The following is a 20,539-nucleotide window of genomic DNA, read 5'->3' as shown; positions in this document are numbered from 1 at the left end:
ATAGTAAGAAATAGAAGGCTAATAAAAGGAGGAGGAAGATGCATGTCCGTTGAATTAATTCGCGATTTACTGAAGATAGATCAAGTTAAAGGGGAAAATCAAACACAGGTCCTTGTAGAAGGGGATATTCTTGTTCCGGACATTAAACCAGATATATCCAACGTGCTAACCGTTGAGGGGGCAGCCAATATTACGAAGAAGGAAGTACAGCAGGATAAGATCGTTGTAGATGGGGTTGTAAACTTTAAGATATTCTATACCGCAGAAAATGGAGAGCAGCCTATGTACAGCATGAACGCCAGTGCAGGATTTAGCCAGAATATTGATATGCCTGGCATAAAACCTGACATGATGGGGGAGGTAGCTGCAGAAGTTGAGCATGTAGACTTCCAAATCACCAATGAAAGGAAGTTGGCGGTAAAAAGCGTGGTAAATCTCTCTGCAAAAGCCTTAGACAGTGCAAGAATGGATGTACTGAGGGAAATCTATGGCCTAGAGGATATACAGGTGCTGCGCAATAAGATTCAGTACAACGACCTTGTAGGCACCAACCATGCAGAAACCATCGTAAGGGAGACCTTTGAGGTTGATGAGAATCTGCCGGAAATTCGTGAAATCCTAAGGTGTGAAGCTGTAGCTGTGGAAAAAGAAACTAAGGTGACCGACGGAAAGATAATTATCAGCGGCATTGTAAAAACCAATACCCTCTACCTGGGAGAAGATGACCGCAATCCAATGATCCAGTTGAAGCATGAGATTCCATTTACTCACTTTGTAGAATTGAATGGTGCCATGAAGGATATGGATAGTAAGATTAATATTAAGGTAGACGATATTTTTACAGAAGTGAAAGAAAATCTGGATAGAGATCGAAAGCTGTTTGATGTGGAAGCTACAGTAAAAATAGATGCCTCTGTTTTTGATAAAGAGGAAAAGGAAGTTATCATAGATGCTTACAGTCCGAGCAAAAAGCTGAAGGTAGAGAAAAAGCCTGTGATATTCCAGCAAACCCTAGGCAAAAATACTGCAAACATGATTGTAAAGGAAACCTTAGACATTCCCGAAAATCAAGGGGATGCCTTCAAGATATTGAGTGTGAACACAAGACCGGTACTTACAGACTACAGTCTAACGGAGGATAAAACCATCATTGAGGGAGTTATTGAAGCCGATGTGCTGTATTTATCCCAGGGAAAAGATCAGAAGGTACATAGCTTCCAACAAGAAATACCATTCAGACACTTTGTTGAGATCCCCGGAACCAAGGAAAATATGGAAGCAGACGTAGATATTAAGGTCTTTGATGTAGATTTCAGTTTAATTAACCCGGAGCAGGTTGAAGTCAAGGTGAATGTAGGGGCTTCCTGTGTCGTTAAGAAAAATGCACAATTAGAGGTATTGGTGAATGCTGAGGAACTGGAGGAAGTAGTAGATGTAACCAAGAATCCAAGTATGACCATCTACTTCGTTCAGCCGGGGGATACCCTATGGAAGATCGCAAAGCGCTATAATACAACCGTAGAAAATATTGTAAAGACCAATGAGATTGCAGATCCAAACCACATTATGCCGGGCAACCAGATCATCATCCAAAAGACTTATGAATATAAATTCTAGAAATGAAACCCCGTAGTAGTTTATGCGGGGTTGACTTTTTGAATGAAGAATATTTAATAGCAGCACTTGATGGGGCAGCAGGATAAGCAGTCGCTACAGCGTTAAAACTGGGTTTTGCAGAGTCTGCATGATACGCTGCCCCAGTAGATTTAAAACTGCGTTTTGTAGGCATACCATGCAGTCCCCATGAGTTAAAATGTCGATAAGATCACCTTGATATAAGTAGAAAGTTCATATAAAATAAAACCAAACAGAATAGACAAGCTTTCCGATAATAGCAAACCCGGTGAAAGCCGGGGACGCAAAGCCACAGGTCTAAAGTGAGGAATCACAATGACGGCTGGGTTGCCGAAGAAGCATATAGAGTATTCTCTTTTGCGGGCAATTCAGAGCTTTGTCAGTAAAGGAGGATTTTTTTATGAGACCAATTAAGTACGGTCAAATTCTTATGGCCTTTTTCATGGGATTGCTTTTCATGCTTCAGGGAGTGCCTGTTTCCGCAGAAACTGCTTATCTGAAAAGTAAAGGTGTTACTTTAATCCATGAAGCTCAGCCACAGGTTGAAGGAAAGATTCATTTGAAAGGTGAAAGTGAAAAAACGCAAATAAAGCTTTTAATCATAAAGGATGAAGAAAAAAAGTGGTATGAGCTGCCTCTTCAGGAGGGTAAATTTGATGAAGAAATCTGGCTGACCATGGGCAAGGGGAAGTACACCGCTGCGATTATGATTCATGAGGGCAATAGAAAATACAGCTATGGACCGAAGATAACCGTAGAAAATATAGGAGATGTAAATCGATTTTTAGTGCCGGCAAAGCATATCGAGAGTGAAGATAACAAAATCCGTCAACTGGCAGAAAAGATCATTGAGGATAAAGCCAGCGATCGGGAAAAGGCTAAAGCAATATATGATTGGGTAACTGCAAACATCCTTTACGACTATGATAAATATCTCAAACACCAAGAGGGAAACTATGACAATGAGTATGGCGCCTTGCATACATTGGAAACAAAAAAGGGAGTTTGCTATGACTATGCAACCCTTACAGCTGCCCTTTGCAGAGCAGCAGGGTTACAAACAAAGGTTGTTAAGGGACAAGCTTCAAATGCATATTACAATGGATATCATGCATGGAACGAGGTATATCTGCAAAATGAAGATAAATGGATTTTCCTAGATACGACTTTTGCAGCTTGTGAAAACAAAGAATATTTCGACAATGAAAAAAATGTAAAAAGTCATAATAAGCAGGAAGAATTCTAAAAAAGTGGACAATTTGTTCACTTTTTTATTTGGGTGATGTATGGCGAGGGTAGAAGAAATAGGAAAGGCTTTAAAGAAGTATGTAAAAAAAAGGGGATAAGTTTATAGATATGTGCGACCAAATATTACAAATATTTCATAGGGCCATGCATATACTGTAAATATGAGAACATAGGACTATAGTCCTAAAAGGGAGACGAAGATACATGGCCTGAAGCTGGGCACCTAGGCCATGAAGAGTCAGTGGTGCAACCGACCCAATTAGCATGATGTGGTAGGTTTTTTATTTTGTATAAATAAAGTAGATGAATGTGTAAATAATAGTATAAAAGTAATAAAATGGTAAATCATATAAATAAATTAGGTGGATGAGGATCAGCTTTTCATTAGAGGGAGGCATTTATTTGAATTCACAGTGGGGAAAAAAGGTGGTAAAGCTAGTACAAAACGAATCGCAGGAGATGAAAATCCTTATTTTTTACCGACTATTATCTCTCTGTATTACTTCCTTTTTCTATTTGATAAGTGATTTTAACCATACGATACAAAGAAAACTGTTTATTCTTATCAGTATTACCATATCGGCAGGTCTGCTGGCATATCTGTATATAGCCAATGAGGGTGAAGAGAAAAAAATCAAATCTCTGATTCTTCTAGAAACTATAGGAAACTGCCTGATTTTAATTCCTTCAGGAGGGATGAGCAGTCCCTATGTATGGTATGCATTGAATACCATCATGATTACAGCAGTAAAACTCAACAAGAAATACTGTGTTATGAATCTAGTTGCCTATGTCCTCATATCGACAGCGGCATATCCAATGCTGAGAAAAGGACAGGGAGGGCTGTTAGAAATATTACAGAAAGAATCAAATCTGATCATAAGCTTTGTTTTGATTAGTGCTGCTGTATTAAGATTATCTACATTATCAAAGGATGTCCAAAAAAAAAGTGAGAAGGTACAACAAATAAATGATCAACTGGTAATAGCGAATGAGAAAATTAAAGCCTCCATTGAACATAGTGTATCTTTATATCAGGCCATACATTCCTTCTCAACACAAATGAAGGAGAATGAGCTAATCGAAATATTCATGCACTATGCCAAGATCATAATGAAAACAGAGGACATTTTTTTCATTAGTATTATATCCGATAAAGATAAGGTGTTGTTTAGAGATAATGACCAAGTGTTGCAAGGTCAGCTTAATGATTTAAGAGAGAAGATAGCACAGAACTGGAATACTATAGGTCAATCGGACATACCCATTATATTCGGGGAAGAAAAAAGCTTTGCTGTGATGGCTGTAAAATCAAACTATACCCATTATGGCGTATTGGCATGTGATATGACCAATATTAAGAAGGACATCAGGCATCAGGAGCACTTGGAGCAATTAAAATTTTTGGCAGCATTGGGGTCTATTGGTCTAGAGAAGGCTCAATTGGAGAAAGTAAATGAGAGATTAGCCATTACACAGGAGCAAAACAGGATTGCCAATGAAATCCACGATAGTGTACTGCAGAGGCTTTTCAGTATGTCATTTTGTATTTTTGGATTGGCAAAAAATTTAGAAAAGATGAATAAAAATCAGATCAGGAAAGAACTAAGCGTACTTAGAGCTTCCCTAGACAGCTCTATGAAGGAGCTGCGTTCAACAATCTATGGATTGAGCTGGCAAAAGAACGGTCTTGATTCATTTAAAGAGGATATCCTTAAATATATTCGTGAGATACAGGATTTGAACAATGTGAATATTTATTTTGATATTTTTGGAAACTATGAACTAATGACAACAAGACAAAAAAAGGCAGTTTATCGGATCATATGTGAAGGAATAGGCAATGCAGTCCGACACGGAAAATCTACAGAGATCAAGGTTTTACTTAATATTGGTGCTGCTATCAGTTCCCTGGAGGTAACCGACAACGGTACAGGATTTGATATCAATAGTGTGGTTGAAAATAATCAAAGGGGATTAGGCCTGAAAAACATAGATTTTCTGGTTAAATCCCTAAATGGTATATTGCATATTCATAGTGAAATAGAAAGAGGAACGACTATTCTTATAGAAATTCCGTGCGAAATAACGTTGTTGGAGAAGGAGGATGTGGTATGAAGATACTAATTGCCGATGATCATCCCATGGTTCGAAAGGGTTTAGTATCAGCCCTATCCTTTGAGGAAAATGTTGAAGAAATTAATGAAGCTGCAAATGTTAAAGAAGCGGTTGCGTGGATTACTCAAAATGAACCTGAAATAGCAATGATAGATCTGAGGCTAGGAGCAGAAGACGGTTTGGAGATTGTCCAAAAAGTGAGGAAGCAGGGAGCAAAAACGAAGTTTATCGTATTGACTTCATCAATGAAAAAGGATGACTTCTTAAGATCGCGGGATGCAGGAATAGACGGGTATATATTAAAGGATGCCTTCCCAGAGGATATTGTATATGCTTTTCACACCGTATCCAGGGGAAAGAAGTTTTATCATCCGGAGTTTACGCAGTATGAAGGCAGGCAGGAGCAAAAAAGTGAACTGGACCAACTCACCCAAAGAGAAAAGGACGTATTGAGAGAGCTAGGAAAAGGGTTCAGCAATATAGAGATTGCTGAAAAGCTATTTATTTCAGAGCATACGGTGAAAAAACATGTCAGTAATATTTTACTAAAATTGAATCTGGCACATAGAACCCAGGCAGCATTGCTGTCTAGGGATGCCAGATAGAGCATATGAAAAATGGGAAGAGAGAGCTGTTACAAAAATGCAAAGGGGTGAGCAGGTTTGGCCAGGAGAAGAAGGAAACAAACCAAGATGTTCAGAAGTACACCAATCATTTATATGACAACCCTTCTGATGTTAAATGCTATAGGTATTAGTTATGCAGTTTGGAATGATAACACAACCATGAATGCTTCAATATCTACAGGATTTATTGAACCGTATTTTGAAGTAGATGAAACCAGATTCATAGGAAATGATAAAGGGGAGGTGACGCTGTACTTGTCAGAAGATAAGCGGACTCTGGAAATAAACGGCTGGTGCTATCCAACCTTTAATGAAAATCTATTTGTTAAAATAAAGAACAGAGGAACGATACCGGTATCCTTCAGCAACCTCGAAGTGCTAGAGGCTTCAGAATTAATAAAACAGGTGAGAGAACCTCAATACAGAATGGCTGGAGATTATGAAGGAGAGCAGTTACTCGGAGAAGAGGATGAAAAAATCTTTAAGCTGAATATTCAAGCAGGAAACCAAGGAATTCAGTCGATGAGGAAAAGCCCCATGGATGTAGAACAACCAGCATCAGAGGAACACAGTTTTATGTATGAACTTCAATTTGAACAAGGATTGAAATAGTGAATTGTAGATATAGAGAGGGAAGCGGTAGAGAACCCTAGTTTAGTATAAATGGGTGGAGGTATAGCTGTGAGAAAAAAATTGGTAGTAATAATAAGCAGCCTGTTATGTGGATTTTTAGTAATGTCAGGAGGATACGGTTTGTGGCAGAAGCAGCTAACCATAACGGGCCGTATTGAAGTTAGACAAGAACCGGTGGAAGAAACAGCTTTAACAAAAAGCACTCTGACTGCCGGTGGAGGAGGTGGCGGGGGAGAAATAACAATTCCAAATGTGCCTAGTGATCAAACAACCGACATCGAGATTACGCTTCCTACCAACCAAGGGGAGACAATAATAGAAGGGAATAGTAGAAATGAAACTGTTCAAGATGAGCCAACAGAAGCAGCAGATAATCCAGGTCAGCAGCAAAGCACAGATTCACAAGACGGGAGTTTAGGGGATGCTGCAGTAGACAATACCTCTGTGCAAGAGATGAGTACTTCAGATAGTAGCTCTGAAGCAGAAGAATCATCAAAAAGTTCCGATAGTTCGGAGGGCGCAACAAGTGATGGTAGCGGTTCTGATAGTGATTTGTAGGGGTTGCATATCATGCAACCCGATATGGAATATATAAAGATTTGTAGGGTACTGTATAGGATTCGGTCTGCATGCAACAAGAATTGCTTTACAGAAATTGTCAATTATACAACCCATCAATTTTATTCGGGTCGCATATTATGCGACCCCTACCTTTTGGAATTGAACCAAGATGCTCTGTAGGGGCTGCATAGCAGCAGCCCGCCATACTACAAAACCTGAAGAAAAAAGGGGGGAAACAATGATAACCAGAGAGATCTATCTACCTTCACGACGATCTAAATTGCGCTGTGGCTTAATCTTCGCAGGATTAATCATAATCTATATTTTAGACAACTCACTTATCAGGGGATGGATGGGTTACAGGACTTACAGCTATTTCCTAAACCCTTGCCTATGGCTAAGCGTTATTTACGGGTTATGGACAACCTCTAGGCTTCGTCCGAAATCACGATTAAAGCATAGAGCTGCCATCAACTTATGGGCTTTCAATTTTGCGGTTATATTTATATGTATTTCCGTCATAGCGGGACTGATTGATGGTTTAGGTAAAAGCCCATACAGTCGTACTTTTGTTGGCATGGTGCTCAATATCTATACAGCAGGTGCTGCACTGATAGGGAGGGAATGGATCAGAAGCCACTTGGTCAATAACTTAACTAAAGAAGATAATTATCTAGTGTTTATCCTTCTTGCCCTTTTATTATCTTGTACAAGCATATCCTTTAACCGATATGCGGCATTAAATGACTACAAAGGCATCGTACAGTTTCTTGCCCAATATTTTATACCTGAGTTCTGCCACAGCCTTTTTGCTACCTATTTAGCTTTTTTAGGAGGTCCATTGACTTCGATTATTTATCTGGGCATTATTCAGGGCTTCCATTGGCTGTCACCCATACTGCCAAATCTCAAATGGATCACAGCTGCCCTTATAGGTACCCTCTGTCCCGTATTTTTCCTTATGTCTATGCAGAATATCTATATGGAAGCAGCAAAGGAGATCCGGATACGAAAGGAAGACCAAGAAAGTGCCTTAAGCTGGGTGATCACCAGTGTGGTATCCATCGGCATTATATGGTTTGCCGTAGGGGTGTTTCCGATCTACCCTTCGGTGATCGCTACTGGCAGCATGGAGCCTATGATTAAGCCGGGAGATGTGATTTTAGTCAAAAAGATTTTGGACATGGATGGAATCAATCAGCTGAAAGCGGGAGATGTGATACAGTTTCGAAGAGACAGTATCCTTATATCTCATAGGATTGTTGAAGTGAAAAAGGACGAAGAAGGCATCCGCTACCGAACAAAGGGGGATAATAATTCCGGCGAGGATACGGAACTGGTAAAGCCGGAAGATGTGAAAGGGACCATTATCTATGTGATACCGAAGGTAGGCTGGCCCACACTGCTGCTGAAGAGCAGGAAAGATATTGAGCTGAATCAAATCGTATTTTAGATAAAAATGAAGGTAGAGTTAAGGCTCTACCTTCATTTTTATTGTCTTGTGAATATAGAACATCACACTGCTGGCTTGATTTTGAAAGGGGTAGAGAAGAGTCTCATTGCCCTCCTATGCTTTCCCCACAATCAGGATTAAATACTTAATTTTAGGTATATGGTAAAAAAGTAGTAGATATGTAGGTAAATGGTAGAGAAAACCTTTAGAAAATTACTACAAAGGGATAGTTGAAAACTACACCTTCGCAGGACGTAAAAACAGGGCAAAAAGCCTATAATCAGTAGTGTAAGAAAGTGAGGGATGGATTTTATCTTGCTCAAAGAACATTAAAGCGAGATAGAAAATATAAAAACAAAATAAAAGGAGAGATGTAAATGAAAAGATCAAGATTCTTAGCTTTGGCACTAGTCGTAGCAGTTATGCTAATGGGTGCTGGCTATGCAGCATGGACAGATCAAGTATTTTTAACAACTACAGTAAACACAGGTAATTTTAAAATGGAAATTGACAAAGGAACGAATAGTACAGTTCGTACAGGAAGTCGGCAAGCGGATAACTTAGTTCATAAATGGCATCATTTTGACTGGACAAGTGGAACTAGAGCTAATGATGTTAGCTTTGTAGGCGATGATACAATGGTAGTTCAGTTATCAGACTTATATCCCGGTGGAGTAGTTCAAGTTGATATGAGGACAAATAATATGGGTACAATACCTGCTAAACTAGGGAGTATAAACGTTCAGTACCTTGAAGGAGACTACAATCTATTCACCAAACTAGTAGCTAAATCAACTTGGAAGGCTGATGTAACAGGGGATCGCGTACAAGATAAGTGGAGCCATGGACCAAATCAATGGGCATCACTTCAAGATGCTATGAATAATTTAGTAAATGATACTAATACAAAGAATTTAGTAATTGAGCCAAACGGATGGTTTTCTTTAGGACTTGGCGAAGAGGACGAAGAAGATGGTTGTATCCAGTTTAAATTACTTGAAGACGCTGGCAACTATTATCAAGATAAAACTGTTAAGTTCAAAATAACATTCAATTGGGAACAATGGACAACGGATCCAAACTCAAATCCATATACTAACTATGGTGGAGATGGAGATCTTCAATAAATCTAATTTGCAAAAATAAAGAAGAGTAAGACAGATTCAACCGCTCCCTGTCAAGTAGATAGTGAAAAAAATAAAAGATTCTATACGACGTCAACCATCAATTTGGTTGGCGTCATTTTTATGCTGCCCGATTCATAAGATGTAGTCTATAAATAAAGGGACGGTTCTTGAATTGAATGAGCAGATAAAGAAGAAAATAACACAATTGTCTGGAAGATTCATATAAAATGCGAATCTGTACAGATGCAAGAAAAAGCTAGGTGTAGAAGTGCTCACTTCATCACTAATTATGTAGGAATTTGTAGGATGATTGGCCATACTCTCGGAGAGGGAAAATCTAGAAAATATAGAATAACTATGGAAACGGGGTATAGGAGTGGGGCAAATGAAAATCAAACTAAATAAAAACATAAGAATAATAGGGATCGGTATGCTTGTAATAGGCATTGGGGCCCTTTCTTTTTTATTATACAAGGGGGTGTATAGTCCCGGATTCAAAGAGGAGAAGGTAGCCCTCTATAGTTATCAGCAAAAAACCAATATAGACTACAAAGCTATTTTAAAGCCGAATGTTTTGTATTCTCACGAAAGCCTAGGGCCAGGGGAGGTCTATATTACCGAACTGATCGATTATATACAGGCTAGCTTTACTTATGAATTTATCGGTGAAAGGGCTGCTGCGTTAGAGGGAAATTATGAAATCATAGCAAAACTAGAAGGGACTGTAAAAGAGGGGGAAAAAGCACTGACTATCTGGAAAAAATCTTTTATCCTGCAGCCAAAGCAAAGCTTTCAGGTGAAGGATAAGATGGTTTTACTAAAAGGAAATGCCAATATACGGCCAGAAGAATACAACAACTTTGTAAAAACAGTTAATGAAAGCACTAAGGTAAATACACCTGTAAGCTGTATTATATCCATGAATGTGAATCTAAAAGCAAATACCGATAAGGGCGTAGTAGAGGAGAAGATGGCACCAACAATGGTGATTCCACTGAATACCAGCTATTTTTCCATAGATAGCAAATTGACAGAAGAAAAATCTGGCCAGATTGAAGAGACCAGGCAGGTACCAGTGTCTGTAAATCAGAAAAAGGTCATCGTATATGGTGTTATTCTTGGGCTTTTGGTGATTTTAGGGATAATTATGATATTCTTTTCAGAAACAAAGGCACCCTTGGACCCAAGGCAGAAAAAGCTTCAGCAGATATTCAAAAAAAACGGAGATCGGTTGGTAGCCTTAACCCGGGATATACCCGTACCTTGGGGAAATCACAAAGAGGTTAAATCCATAGATGATTTGGTTCGAGTTGCAGACGAGATAGGAAAGCCAATTTTCTATAAATATAGTCCTGATTATAAAGAGATATTAAGATTTTATGTGATCGATGATGATCAGATGTATCTATGGCATGTAAATGAAGAGTTGTCAAAAACCGATAAGGCATTAAATGCACCATCCACTGCATCGGAAGTGTAGGGGTTGCACAGGGTGCAACCCGCATAAATACATAAAAATAACCCGAAAGGATTAGAAAAAGTAACCTTATGTATGGCGTAAAAGTCAGTAGAAACGAATACAATAAGATAGAGTAAACCTATCGAATTGCTGTATATGGGGTGATATCAATGAAAAGAAAAAAGAAGCGCCTGAGTATGTTTTTGCAGTTTTTTATCATAGTACTTATCGTAGGTTTTTTTGCCAACGATTTCATAGAGGCCACCTATGCAACCATGACCCAGAACAATCCTAATGTAATTATTACAATAAATTCTTCTGGTCAGGTTCAACCTCCTGAAGGAGATTTGTTTGGAAGTGTATTATGGTATCCGGGAAGAGCTGAAAATGGTATCATACGGATACGGAATGATTTCAAGCGTATGAAGATCACGAATATGGCCATAGATGTAGATATGAGAAAAACAAGAGATGGATATGATCCAGATAGGGTCTATAATTCTTTCATAGATCATATGTGGCTTACAGTGAAAAAAGGAAAACTGACGATCTTCGACAAAGATATCATCGATTCAAAAACCTTTAGGGATCTATTATATACAGCTGGAAACAGGCAACAGGCAGGAGTGACCTTAGCAGATTCCGATCAATTCTATATAGACAAAAACGATTATGTAGATCTGAAATATACTCTGCTTATGGACGAGGACTCAGGCAATGAACTGCAAAGCTTATCCTCGAAGGTATCTTTTTTGATCAATGTAAATGAACTGTCCGTTCCAGCCGATCCCAGTGATCCCGATGACCCGGTGGATCCAAGGGATCCAGAGGAACCTTTGGAAGAAGAACCCATAGAGATCATACCGGATATTGCAGGCCACTGGGCACATGATTGCATTGTTACTCTATTGAAGCATGGTATCATCAAAGGGTATCCAGATAATAGGATTCGTCCAAATCGACCAATCACGCGGGCAGAGGCTGCGGTACTCATTGGAAGAGCATTAGAGCTGGATGAACAAAACAAACTATTCTCAAGCTACATTGACTATATACCGGGGTGGGCAAAGGGTTATATCATTGCTGTATCAGAGAAAGAAATTTTTAAAGGATATCCTCTTAAGCGATTTAAGGCCAATAAGAATATTTCCCGTCAGGAAATGGTTACTGTGCTGATCCGGGGATTTAAGAAGGAATTGATAGATGAAGAATTAACCTTCACAGACAAAGATGAAATTGGAGAATGGGCTTTGGAATTTGTAAAGGCAGGGGTACATCATGAGATATTGGCAGGTTATCCCGACAAGAGTTTCAAACCGAAAAATGACATTACAAGAGCAGAAGCCTTTACTATTATCTGCAAGCTGTTGGGACTTCATGATGAGCATACCGATAAAGTATTCGAAGAGAGAGAATCCATAATTGTACCGGAATCCTAGAGATTGCACAGTGTATAACCCGTAACAGTGAGATGTGAGTAAGCGGTCTGCAGGGTATGCAGCCCCTACAGGGACGAATTTTCTTCGTCTCTTTTTTTCTTTTCCTCCCTAGGGTTGAAGGAATTTAGTTATGCAGTATATAATATTATATATTGCATACATGATTGGACAAGACCAGTGATACAATAAAAATAGATACAATCCTTATGAGGGGTGAATTCGGTGCAAGCAATCAGACGTAAGGCCAGAGCCAAGATAAATATATCTCTGGACGTATTAGGCAGAAGAGCGGATGGTTATCATGAGGTAAAGATGATCATGCAGCAGGTGGACCTTTATGATGAAGTAGAAGTTCGGGAGATCGAGAGCGGGATTGTATTGGAGAGTGACTGCGGCTTTATTCCAAAGGATCAGGGAAATATCGCCTATAAAGCTGCTCAACTGATGCTGGAGAAGTATAATATCCACAAGGGCGTACACATATATATAAACAAGCAAATTCCTGTGGCAGCAGGTCTGGCAGGGGGAAGTACCGATGGGGCAGCGGTGATGCTGGCACTTAACGAACTATGGAATATCGGTGCCAGCCGGGAAGAGTTGATGACCCACAGCGTAGCATTAGGTGCAGATGTACCCTTTTGCATTTTAGAGGGAGCTGCCTTGGCAGAGGGCATCGGTGAAAAGCTAACCCCCATCAAAGGTTTGGAATTTGCTTGGGTGGTCCTTTGCAAGCCCAATATTTGCGTTTCAACGGCAGAGGTATACAAAAGCCTCCAATTGGAAAAGCTTCAGAAGCATCCTGATACCGATAAGCTGTTGATTGCTATGGAGAACAATGATTTGCAAACCATTGGAGAAAATTTGCACAATGTATTGGAACAAGTAACGGAAACCATGCACCCCATTGTTAAGGATATAAAGCGGCGTATGATGGAATATAATGCCCTAGGCAGCCTGATGAGCGGCAGCGGCCCAACGGTTTATGGCTTATATAAAGATTATTATAAGGCAAGGAGTGCCTGTGAAAATTTATCGAAGGTATATAAACAAACTTATGTTGTCAAAACTTACAATAGGGGGAATGCGTGATGAGTCTTCATGGTATGAACGGTTTAAAGCTGCAGAATTATCAACCGCTTCGTGATGTAGTTTTTGAACATTTGAGAAATTCTATTATCAATGGCGAGCTAAAGCCCGGAGAAAGACTGATGGAGGTACAGCTGGCAGAGCACTTGGGTGTCAGCAGAACGCCGGTGAGAGAAGCTATTCGAAAACTGGAGCTGGAGGGCCTCGTGGTAATGGTGCCGAGAAAAGGCGCCTACGTAGCTGATGTGTCGATTAAAGACATCCTAGATGTGCTAGAGGTGCGTTCTGTTTTAGAAGGGCTGGCGGCCTATCTGGCAGCAGAACGGATGACAGAGGAAGAAATGAAGGAACTGGAGTTGATCTCCTACCACTTCAAGCGATGTATTGAGAACGGCAATACTGAAGGCATGATTGAAAAGGACATGCAGTTCCATGACAGAATCTTCCGATCTACTCGCAATACAAAGCTCATCCAGATTGCCCAAAGCTTTCAGGAGCAGGTGCAAAGGTTTAGGATCACTTACTTTTCAGAGTATAATAAACCGAAGGACCTATTAATAGAGCATCAGGCGATTTTAGAAGCCATCGCCAACCGTGATGCAGTGGCTGCGCAGCAGGTGGCTCAGCAGCATATTGACAGCTTGGAAAACAATATTGTCATGCTGGCCAACAAAAATACGATGAAGTAGGTTTTAATACAAAATATTAAGTAAGGGACGACCCATAGGCATCAACTTAACCCATCATTTGTCATCCTGAGCGGAGTAAAACGGAGTCGAAGGATCTTAGCATTTAAGCCCTTTTAAAGATTCTTCATTTCACTTCGTTGCATTCAGAATGACAAAACCTGGACTTTTTCAGTGGCTTCCACACAGGTCTGCCCCTGCCATAGAAAACATATGCATCTAAAAAGAGGTGAAAGAAAGCATGACAAAGGCTGTGATCTTAGGGGGACAAGGTGAAGTCTTAGAAGGAAAGCTGCAGAATAAATCGCTGCTGAAAATCCATGATAAGGCAATGATCCGATATGTAATTGATGCTCTCCAGGAAACACAGTGTATAGATGAAATTTTGGTGATCGGGGATGTAGAGGCATTAAAGAAACTGGCATTAGACCCATCGGTGCGGCTGATGCAAAGCAGTTCATCCCTGATCGAAAATATACAAAGAGGAATTGCGGCCTTCCCGGGAGAAAGAATATTGATCTCAACCAGCGACATCCCCATGATTACAAAGGATGCCCTAAATGATTTTGTGATGCAAAGCATGGACCTGGAGGCAGATTTATGCTATTCCATCGTAGAAAAGGAAACCTTAAAAGCCAGGTATCCCGAGGCTAAGAGAACTTTCGTAAAGCTGGCCGACGGTGTTTTTACGGGGGGGAATCTGTTCTTCGTGGATACAGGAAAGATCGACCGGTATATGGCAATAGGCAGGAAAATGCTGCTCCATCGAAAGAATCCTCTCCGAATGTGCAGCTTATTGGGATTAAAATGTTTAATGAAGCTGATCTTTGGAAAGCTATCTATTGAAGATATCGAAAAACGGGTGGAAAAGCAGATGAAAATTCGGGGAAAAGCAATCATATCCACCTATCCCGAGGTAGGCAATGACATCGATAAGCCGGAAGATATTTTAATGGCAGAAAAATATATCATTTAATAAAAATGCAAAAGGAGCAGCCAAAGGCTGCTCCTTTTGCATATCCCTAGGCAGTTATGCAAATAGTATAATAGAAGATTTCTATTGGAGAAGGTGATACTATTTTACAAAAATGGATGAATATTATAGTCAAAGAAGTGGAAACCATCTACTCTGCACCGGTAATGATGCTGGTGATTGCAGTAGGGTTATTTTCCCTATTATTCGATGGGCCAGCCTTAAAAAAGAAAAAACTCAAAAACGAAGCAAAGCTGTGCAGATATATGGGCCTCCTATATATATTTGGAGGGATAGGTTTGTACATATTGTTGCAGATTTTTTAATATCAAAAGACATATCTAGATAAACCGTAGAGGAGGCTTAAAATGGATTTTTTTAAAGAACTTTTCTCAAAGAAAAAAAACAATCCACGGGAAAAGATTCCTGTCAAGAAAGATTATCATGAAAATCTTGATAGGATAAAAGAGATTCTGGCAGGAACCGACGATGTAGTCTATAGAGAATTTAAGGTGGGAAAGCAGCAAAAAATGCACTTTGCCACCATATTTATAGATGGATTGGCAGATAAAGATCTGCTGAATGAAAGTGTACTAAAAAGTCTGATGCTGCTGTCTCGTATGGCAGAATTAGATCTTCACAGTCTGCGGGAGAAAGTTTATGAGGTAATTCGGGATGCTGCCCTATCGGTATCTGATATGAGAGAAGTAGAAGAAATCAACGAGGCCGTAGACAATATCCTTTCCGGAGAAACGCTCCTGATTTTTGATAATTGGGAAAAAATAGTGGTGATTGCTACAAAAAAGTGGCCTTCCCGAGGTGTAACTGAACCTTCCACAGAAACCGTTATTCGTGGGGCCCAAGAAGGCTTTACAGAAACCATGCGCATGAATACTGCCTTAATACGCAGGAGAATACGTGATCCAAAGCTGTGTATTAAACAGATGCAGATTGGCAGAAGATCTAAGACCGATGTTGCAGTGATCTACATTGAGGAAATTGTCAACAAGGCAGTATTGAAGATGGTTAAGGAACGTTTGGACTATATAGATATTGATAACATCATGGAAAGCGGCTATATCGAACAGTTAATCGAGGATGAATGGCGATCCCCCTTTCCTCAGATACAGCATAGCCAAAGGCCAGATGTAGTGGCTGCGGCACTTTATGAGGGTCGGGTAGTCATCCTTGTGGACAATACACCCTTTGCCCTGATAGCTCCGGCAACCATTACAGCGCTCCTTCAGTCGCCGGAAGATTATTATGAACGGTTTTTTATTGCTTCGGCCATAAGATTGTTAAGATATTTTTCATTAGGAACTGCACTGCTGTTGCCGGCCATTTATATAGCCATTACTTCTTATCATCCGGGAATGTTGCCCACGTCCTTAGCCTTATATGTGGCGGGAAGCAGAAATAACGTACCCTTTCCTGCATTTATAGAAGCTTTTATCATGGAGGGGGCTATTGAGCTGCTGAGAGAAGCAGGGATACGCCTTCCTGCACCTATTGGCGCCACAATTGGTATTGTAGGCGGTCTGGTGCTGGGGCAGGCTGCGGTGGAGGCTGGTATTGTAAGTCCGCTGATGGTTATTGTGGTAGCTTTAACAGCCATGGCCGCTTATTCAACACCTAGTTACAGCTTTGCCATTGCTTTTCGGCTCTTAAGGTTTATGCTGATGGCAGCCGCCGCTTTTTTGGGGTTGTATGGTGTGATGCTGGCCCTACTTATGATTCTGACCCACTTATGCAATCTCAAAAGCTTTGGGGTACCCTACTTAAGTCCTTATGCTGCCAGCAGTACAACTTTTAATGATTTTAAAGATTCTTTTATCAAAGTATCTTTGCGTTTCATGCAAAAAAGACCTCAATATCTACATAGAGAAGATAGTACCCGTTTAAAGAAAAATCCCATAGAACCTGCGGGGGAGGAAGATGAAGATGAACAGAAATAACGACGTGATACTTAGCAGTCAACTGGCAGCCATATTGGCTATAACGGTGGTAGGGGTGGGAATTTTGACACTGCCGAAAGATGTGACAGAAAAAGCGGGGCCTGATGGTTGGATACTGGTGTTGGCAGGAAGTTTTCTTGCACTGCTTGCAGGTTTGGTCATGTACATGGTAGTAAAAAAATTCCCCGGTAAAACTTTTGTGCAGCTTAGCAGCACCATCCTTGGAAAACCATTGGGTCTGCTGCTGTCCGCAGTTTTTTTTGTATACTTGACCATATTGACCGCCTATGAAGTTAGAGCCTTTGGAGAGATTACAAAGCAGTATCTGCTTTTTAATACGCCTTTAGAGGTGTTGATAGTTACCATGCTGTTGGGCACAGCTTATACAGCCAGAAGCGGGATTGAACCAATTGCTCGGCTTTCAGAAATACTATTTCCTATTGTTACACTCACAGCCATATTGATTGTACTGCCGATTATCCCAGAAGTCGATCTGACCCATTTTTTACCTGTGTTCAGAACCCCTGTCAGTCAGTTGATCAAAGGGGTGCCTACGGTTTTTTTTAGCTTTATAGGCATAGAGCTTATTCTTGTTTTTGCTGGCTTTGTAGATAGACCGCAAAACATTCATCAAACCGTCTATCTTTCTGTTGGGCTCATAACCTTTTTTTACATATCCATCGTTGTGATTACAGTAGCTAGATTTGGACTGACTGAAACTACCCATATTATCTGGCCGGTGTTGGAAATCTTTAAGACCGTCCAGTTTCCCGGCACCTTTATTGAAAATATAGAAGTTTTTATTATGTTCATATGGATCATTTCCATATATATGACGACAGCAGTCGTCTACTATGGTGCAAGCCTGCTGCTCAGTGAAGTGATTGGTTCTAAGGAATATAACTATTTTGTACTGCCTTTGTTGCCCATTGTATACTTTATAGCATTAGTCCCCGACAATGTAGCCCAGTTAGGGGATTGGATGGGCCAATATGCAAACTATGGCGGGACCTTCTTCATGGCTGTAGTGCCGCTGTTGATGCTGTTCCTTAGCCAGTTAAGAAAGAATAAGGAGGCAAAAAAAAGTGGCTAAAGGAAAAATGGGAATATTGATATTAGGGGTCATATGCTTTTTAAGCGGCTGCTGGGACAAGGTAGAAATCGACAAGCAGGCATTTGTTCTTGGCATAGCCATTGACAAATTCGAAAAAGAGGAAAAAGCCCAGCAGAAAGCAGATTTAGAGATGGAGAGCAACGGGGCAAGAGAGACGGAGGAAAGTGCAAGAAATCGCTATTCTGTGACCTTTACCTATCCCAATACGGGCTTAATCGCCGGGAAGGGAGAAGGAGATCCTAACTTTATATTTACTTCTGTAGGCGAAAATCTCAATGACGTTCGAAAGCTGCTGACTAGTCGGATCGATTCAAATCTATATTTTGGACATACAAAGCTGATTGTAATCGGAGAAGAGGCGGCAAAAGACACAGTGATGCTAAGAGAGATTTTTGATGCCATTGAAAGAAGCCCAAGCCTAGGCAGAAAAATTGATCTGATGATCACCCGGGGCAAAGCCAAGGAGGTTTTAAGCTGCTCACCTCCGCCAACGCCGGCAGTGGCACTTTTTATTAGGGATTTGATGATGCAGCAGAGCCGAACAGCACGGATTCCCGATGCTGATCTGGGGTATATCCTGCGAAGTATGCACGAGAGCAATACAGCGATTGCCCCTAGAATTATTTGCAGTGAGGATGATGTTAAAGTAGCAGGCTGTGCGGTGCTTAAGGATTTTAAAATGCTGGGCTGGCTGGGAGAGCTGGAGACAAGAAACTTAATGATCCTGATGAATAAAACAAGATCCATCCAAATTGCGGTAAAGGTGGATGGGGTTGAAACAGGTTGTGAGCTTCGCCAAAGCCTTGGGAAAATGAAAGTATTTGAAAGGGACGGGGAGATTGTAATCAGTTTTGCCATCGAAATGGAGGGAGAAGTAGAGCAGCATATGTTTGAAATCCGTCAAGGGGCCTATATCGACAAATTTATCAAAAATGTGGAAACCCAATTGGCTCAAGAGCTCAAAGCACAGATAGAGAGTACCTTTATAAAAATTCAAAAAGAATATGGTGCTGATTTGGTGCAGGCAGGAGAGTATCTTCGCAAGTTCCAGCCAGATATATGGGAAAAGGTGAAAGATAATTGGGATGAAATTTTTCCCAATGCAGAAGTAGAAATAACGGTGAAAGCTGCTATTCGAAGGGTGGGAACAGTTAGGTAGGAAGGCAGACCTAAAATATTCCAAGGAAAAAAGCCTACAATGGAGTTTAAAAATTCCCCTCTTTGCTAATACTGAGAGTAGAATAAAAACGTAGCAAGAGGGGGATTTTTATGAAGGACAATTTTAGAATTGTAGACTTAAATAAGGCAAAACAGCGGTGGATCATCGGGTTGGTATTGATTGCCATGGTGAGTACATATTTCGTTTTTACAGGCTTTGAGGTACAGGCAGATAAGGACAGCTATAAGGATCGGCTCATAAGATTTCATGTATTGGCCAACAGCGATGCACCGGAGGATCAGGCCTTAAAACTGAAGGTACGGGACCGGGTGATTGCAGAGATGAATCCTAAATTTGAGCAATCCAAAAGCCTGGAGGAGACAAGGGATATCTTAAAAGCCAATCTGAAGAATATAGAAGCCATTGCCAGGGAGGAGCTGCAGAAAAATGGCAGCACCTATGCGGTAAAGGCGGAGCTGGGATGGGTAGATTTCCCTACAAAGAACTATGGCAGCATCACTTTGCCCGCAGGTTCCTATGAGGCATTAAGAATTGTAATCGGAAAAGGTCAGGGAGCTAACTGGTGGTGTGTCCTTTTTCCGCCCCTGTGCTTTGTAGATATGAAGAGCGGCCTGACCAATGAAAAAACGAAAAGAGAGCTGATGAGTGTGCTGACAGAAGAGGAATTTAATATGATCCGTACCGCCGGCAGTGAAGATGCTATCCCTGTTAAGCTGAAATTTAAAGTAGTAGAGATTTTTGAGAGTGCTAAGAACAATATCGGCCGGGTAGTAGGATTAAAATAAAGAAGGAAAGGGTGCCGCCCTTTCCTTCTTTATTATGAAAATATACCCAGTGCTCAATCTTCGAATAATTGATTCCAGCCTTACAAAAAATAAAGCTGTATTCACAAATTTGTGGGTAGTGTAAAGTAGTTTATGAAAGAATAAAGCAAATAAAATCACATGTAATCTACGGAAAAAATCAAAACAGCATTAAATGGTTGGTGAATTTATGCCGAGTCAAGGGATTAAACTGGTTAGCGCCACCCTTGACAGCATGACAAACAATGCTCTGAAATTATTACCGACGGCGAAAGAACTCAAAAGCAGATAAACTTCACCGTCAAATTCACAGCATTGTAGCATTGTTCCTTACATGCCATCAAGGGCAAGTCCTACGGATGGCTATGTCCCTCAGGCTCAAGAATCTAAAAGCAAATAGAACTAAACATGCTGATTTTTCTGTATGTTTAAGATAGTCTGTT

Annotated in this window: 18 protein-coding genes and 2 riboswitches; all 18 genes read left to right on the top strand. The window is 40.5% G+C overall.

The window, feature by feature from the left end; all coding sequences use genetic code 11:
- Window positions 1-42: 42 nt before the first annotated feature.
- Entirely contained in the window at window positions 43-1,617 is a 1,575-nt protein-coding gene (locus tag BUB56_RS02230) for a DUF3794 and LysM peptidoglycan-binding domain-containing protein (RefSeq protein ID WP_190014085.1), read from the top strand.
- Between the two features lie 266 nt (window positions 1,618-1,883).
- A riboswitch (cyclic di-GMP riboswitch) is annotated at window positions 1,884-1,970 on the top strand.
- Between the two features lie 65 nt (window positions 1,971-2,035).
- Entirely contained in the window at window positions 2,036-2,881 is an 846-nt protein-coding gene (locus BUB56_RS02225; protein WP_110939752.1) for a transglutaminase-like domain-containing protein, read from the top strand.
- A gap of 183 nt (window positions 2,882-3,064) precedes the next feature.
- Window positions 3,065-3,148: riboswitch (cyclic di-GMP riboswitch) on the top strand.
- 137 nt (window positions 3,149-3,285) lie between these two features.
- Complete coding sequence (locus BUB56_RS02220) at window positions 3,286-5,001, top strand: sensor histidine kinase (RefSeq protein ID WP_190014083.1); 1,716 nt, start codon at window positions 3,286-3,288, stop codon at window positions 4,999-5,001.
- Window positions 4,998-5,606, top strand: a complete 609-nt coding sequence (locus BUB56_RS02215; protein WP_110939750.1) for a response regulator — start codon at window positions 4,998-5,000, stop codon at window positions 5,604-5,606. Before BUB56_RS02220 ends, BUB56_RS02215 begins: the two co-directional genes overlap by 4 nt.
- Window positions 5,607-5,663: 57 nt before the next feature.
- Window positions 5,664-6,239, top strand: a complete 576-nt coding sequence (locus BUB56_RS02210) for a hypothetical protein (RefSeq protein WP_110939749.1) — start codon at window positions 5,664-5,666, stop codon at window positions 6,237-6,239.
- 141 nt (window positions 6,240-6,380) lie between these two features.
- Window positions 6,381-6,818 carry a hypothetical protein gene (locus tag BUB56_RS02205; RefSeq protein WP_190014081.1) on the top strand — a complete coding sequence of 146 codons (438 nt, stop codon included), beginning with the start codon at window positions 6,381-6,383 and terminating at the stop codon, window positions 6,816-6,818.
- Between the two features lie 241 nt (window positions 6,819-7,059).
- The gene (locus tag BUB56_RS02200; RefSeq protein ID WP_110939747.1) at window positions 7,060-8,274 is read left to right on the top strand and encodes a signal peptidase I; all 1,215 of its coding nucleotides are present in this window, start codon (window positions 7,060-7,062) and stop codon (window positions 8,272-8,274) included.
- A gap of 377 nt (window positions 8,275-8,651) precedes the next feature.
- Window positions 8,652-9,401, top strand: coding sequence for a hypothetical protein (locus BUB56_RS02195; RefSeq protein ID WP_110939746.1), 750 nt, complete (start codon window positions 8,652-8,654; stop codon window positions 9,399-9,401).
- A 385-nt stretch (window positions 9,402-9,786) separates the two neighbouring features.
- On the top strand, window positions 9,787-10,881 hold the full coding sequence (locus BUB56_RS02190) for a DUF5305 domain-containing protein (protein WP_110939745.1): 1,095 nt from the start codon (window positions 9,787-9,789) through the stop codon (window positions 10,879-10,881).
- Between the two features lie 149 nt (window positions 10,882-11,030).
- On the top strand, window positions 11,031-12,299 hold the full coding sequence (locus BUB56_RS02185; protein ID WP_110939744.1) for an S-layer homology domain-containing protein: 1,269 nt from the start codon (window positions 11,031-11,033) through the stop codon (window positions 12,297-12,299).
- A gap of 222 nt (window positions 12,300-12,521) precedes the next feature.
- Window positions 12,522-13,388, top strand: a complete 867-nt coding sequence (ispE, locus tag BUB56_RS02180) for a 4-(cytidine 5'-diphospho)-2-C-methyl-D-erythritol kinase (RefSeq protein WP_330392533.1) — start codon at window positions 12,522-12,524, stop codon at window positions 13,386-13,388.
- Entirely contained in the window at window positions 13,388-14,074 is a 687-nt protein-coding gene (locus tag BUB56_RS02175) for a GntR family transcriptional regulator (RefSeq protein ID WP_207650381.1), read from the top strand. The genes ispE and BUB56_RS02175 overlap by 1 nt, the downstream gene beginning before the upstream one ends.
- 238 nt (window positions 14,075-14,312) lie before the next feature.
- Window positions 14,313-15,047 (top strand): NTP transferase domain-containing protein, encoded by a 735-nt coding sequence (locus tag BUB56_RS02170; RefSeq protein WP_110939743.1) that lies wholly within the window; start codon window positions 14,313-14,315, stop codon window positions 15,045-15,047.
- Window positions 15,048-15,163: 116 nt separating this feature from the next.
- Window positions 15,164-15,370: a CLC_0170 family protein gene (locus BUB56_RS20330; RefSeq protein ID WP_110939742.1), complete on the top strand. Its 207-nt coding sequence runs from the start codon at window positions 15,164-15,166 to the stop codon at window positions 15,368-15,370.
- A gap of 42 nt (window positions 15,371-15,412) precedes the next feature.
- Window positions 15,413-16,999, top strand: a complete 1,587-nt coding sequence (locus tag BUB56_RS02160) for a spore germination protein (RefSeq protein ID WP_110939741.1) — start codon at window positions 15,413-15,415, stop codon at window positions 16,997-16,999.
- Window positions 16,986-18,092, top strand: a complete 1,107-nt coding sequence (locus tag BUB56_RS02155; protein WP_190014079.1) for a GerAB/ArcD/ProY family transporter — start codon at window positions 16,986-16,988, stop codon at window positions 18,090-18,092. The genes BUB56_RS02160 and BUB56_RS02155 overlap by 14 nt, the downstream gene beginning before the upstream one ends.
- Entirely contained in the window at window positions 18,085-19,272 is a 1,188-nt protein-coding gene (locus BUB56_RS02150; RefSeq protein WP_110939739.1) for a Ger(x)C family spore germination protein, read from the top strand. Before BUB56_RS02155 ends, BUB56_RS02150 begins: the two co-directional genes overlap by 8 nt.
- A 110-nt stretch (window positions 19,273-19,382) precedes the next feature.
- Window positions 19,383-20,078, top strand: a complete 696-nt coding sequence (spoIIR, locus tag BUB56_RS02145) for a stage II sporulation protein R (RefSeq protein WP_110939738.1) — start codon at window positions 19,383-19,385, stop codon at window positions 20,076-20,078.
- Window positions 20,079-20,539 lie beyond the last annotated feature (461 nt).

The sequence above is a fragment of the Geosporobacter subterraneus DSM 17957 genome (assembly GCF_900142145.1).
Taxonomy (GTDB): Bacteria; Bacillota; Clostridia; order Peptostreptococcales; family Thermotaleaceae; genus Geosporobacter; species Geosporobacter subterraneus.
The sequence above is the reverse complement of the archived record's forward strand: the minus strand, read 5'-3'. Positions and strand labels throughout refer to the sequence as shown.

Coding starts and splice junctions, on each gene's coding strand:
- BUB56_RS02230 (WP_190014085.1), top strand. CDS start 43: ATGTCCGTTGAATTAATTCGCGATTTACTGAAGATAGATCAAGTTAAA.
- BUB56_RS02160 (WP_110939741.1), top strand. CDS start 15,413: ATGGATTTTTTTAAAGAACTTTTCTCAAAGAAAAAAAACAATCCACGG.
- BUB56_RS02215 (WP_110939750.1), top strand. CDS start 4,998: ATGAAGATACTAATTGCCGATGATCATCCCATGGTTCGAAAGGGTTTA.
- BUB56_RS02155 (WP_190014079.1), top strand. CDS start 16,986: ATGAACAGAAATAACGACGTGATACTTAGCAGTCAACTGGCAGCCATA.
- BUB56_RS02185 (WP_110939744.1), top strand. CDS start 11,031: ATGAAAAGAAAAAAGAAGCGCCTGAGTATGTTTTTGCAGTTTTTTATC.
- spoIIR (WP_110939738.1), top strand. CDS start 19,383: ATGAAGGACAATTTTAGAATTGTAGACTTAAATAAGGCAAAACAGCGG.
- BUB56_RS02190 (WP_110939745.1), top strand. CDS start 9,787: ATGAAAATCAAACTAAATAAAAACATAAGAATAATAGGGATCGGTATG.
- BUB56_RS02200 (WP_110939747.1), top strand. CDS start 7,060: ATGATAACCAGAGAGATCTATCTACCTTCACGACGATCTAAATTGCGC.
- BUB56_RS02195 (WP_110939746.1), top strand. CDS start 8,652: ATGAAAAGATCAAGATTCTTAGCTTTGGCACTAGTCGTAGCAGTTATG.
- BUB56_RS02225 (WP_110939752.1), top strand. CDS start 2,036: ATGAGACCAATTAAGTACGGTCAAATTCTTATGGCCTTTTTCATGGGA.
- BUB56_RS20330 (WP_110939742.1), top strand. CDS start 15,164: ATGAATATTATAGTCAAAGAAGTGGAAACCATCTACTCTGCACCGGTA.
- BUB56_RS02170 (WP_110939743.1), top strand. CDS start 14,313: ATGACAAAGGCTGTGATCTTAGGGGGACAAGGTGAAGTCTTAGAAGGA.
- BUB56_RS02175 (WP_207650381.1), top strand. CDS start 13,388: ATGAGTCTTCATGGTATGAACGGTTTAAAGCTGCAGAATTATCAACCG.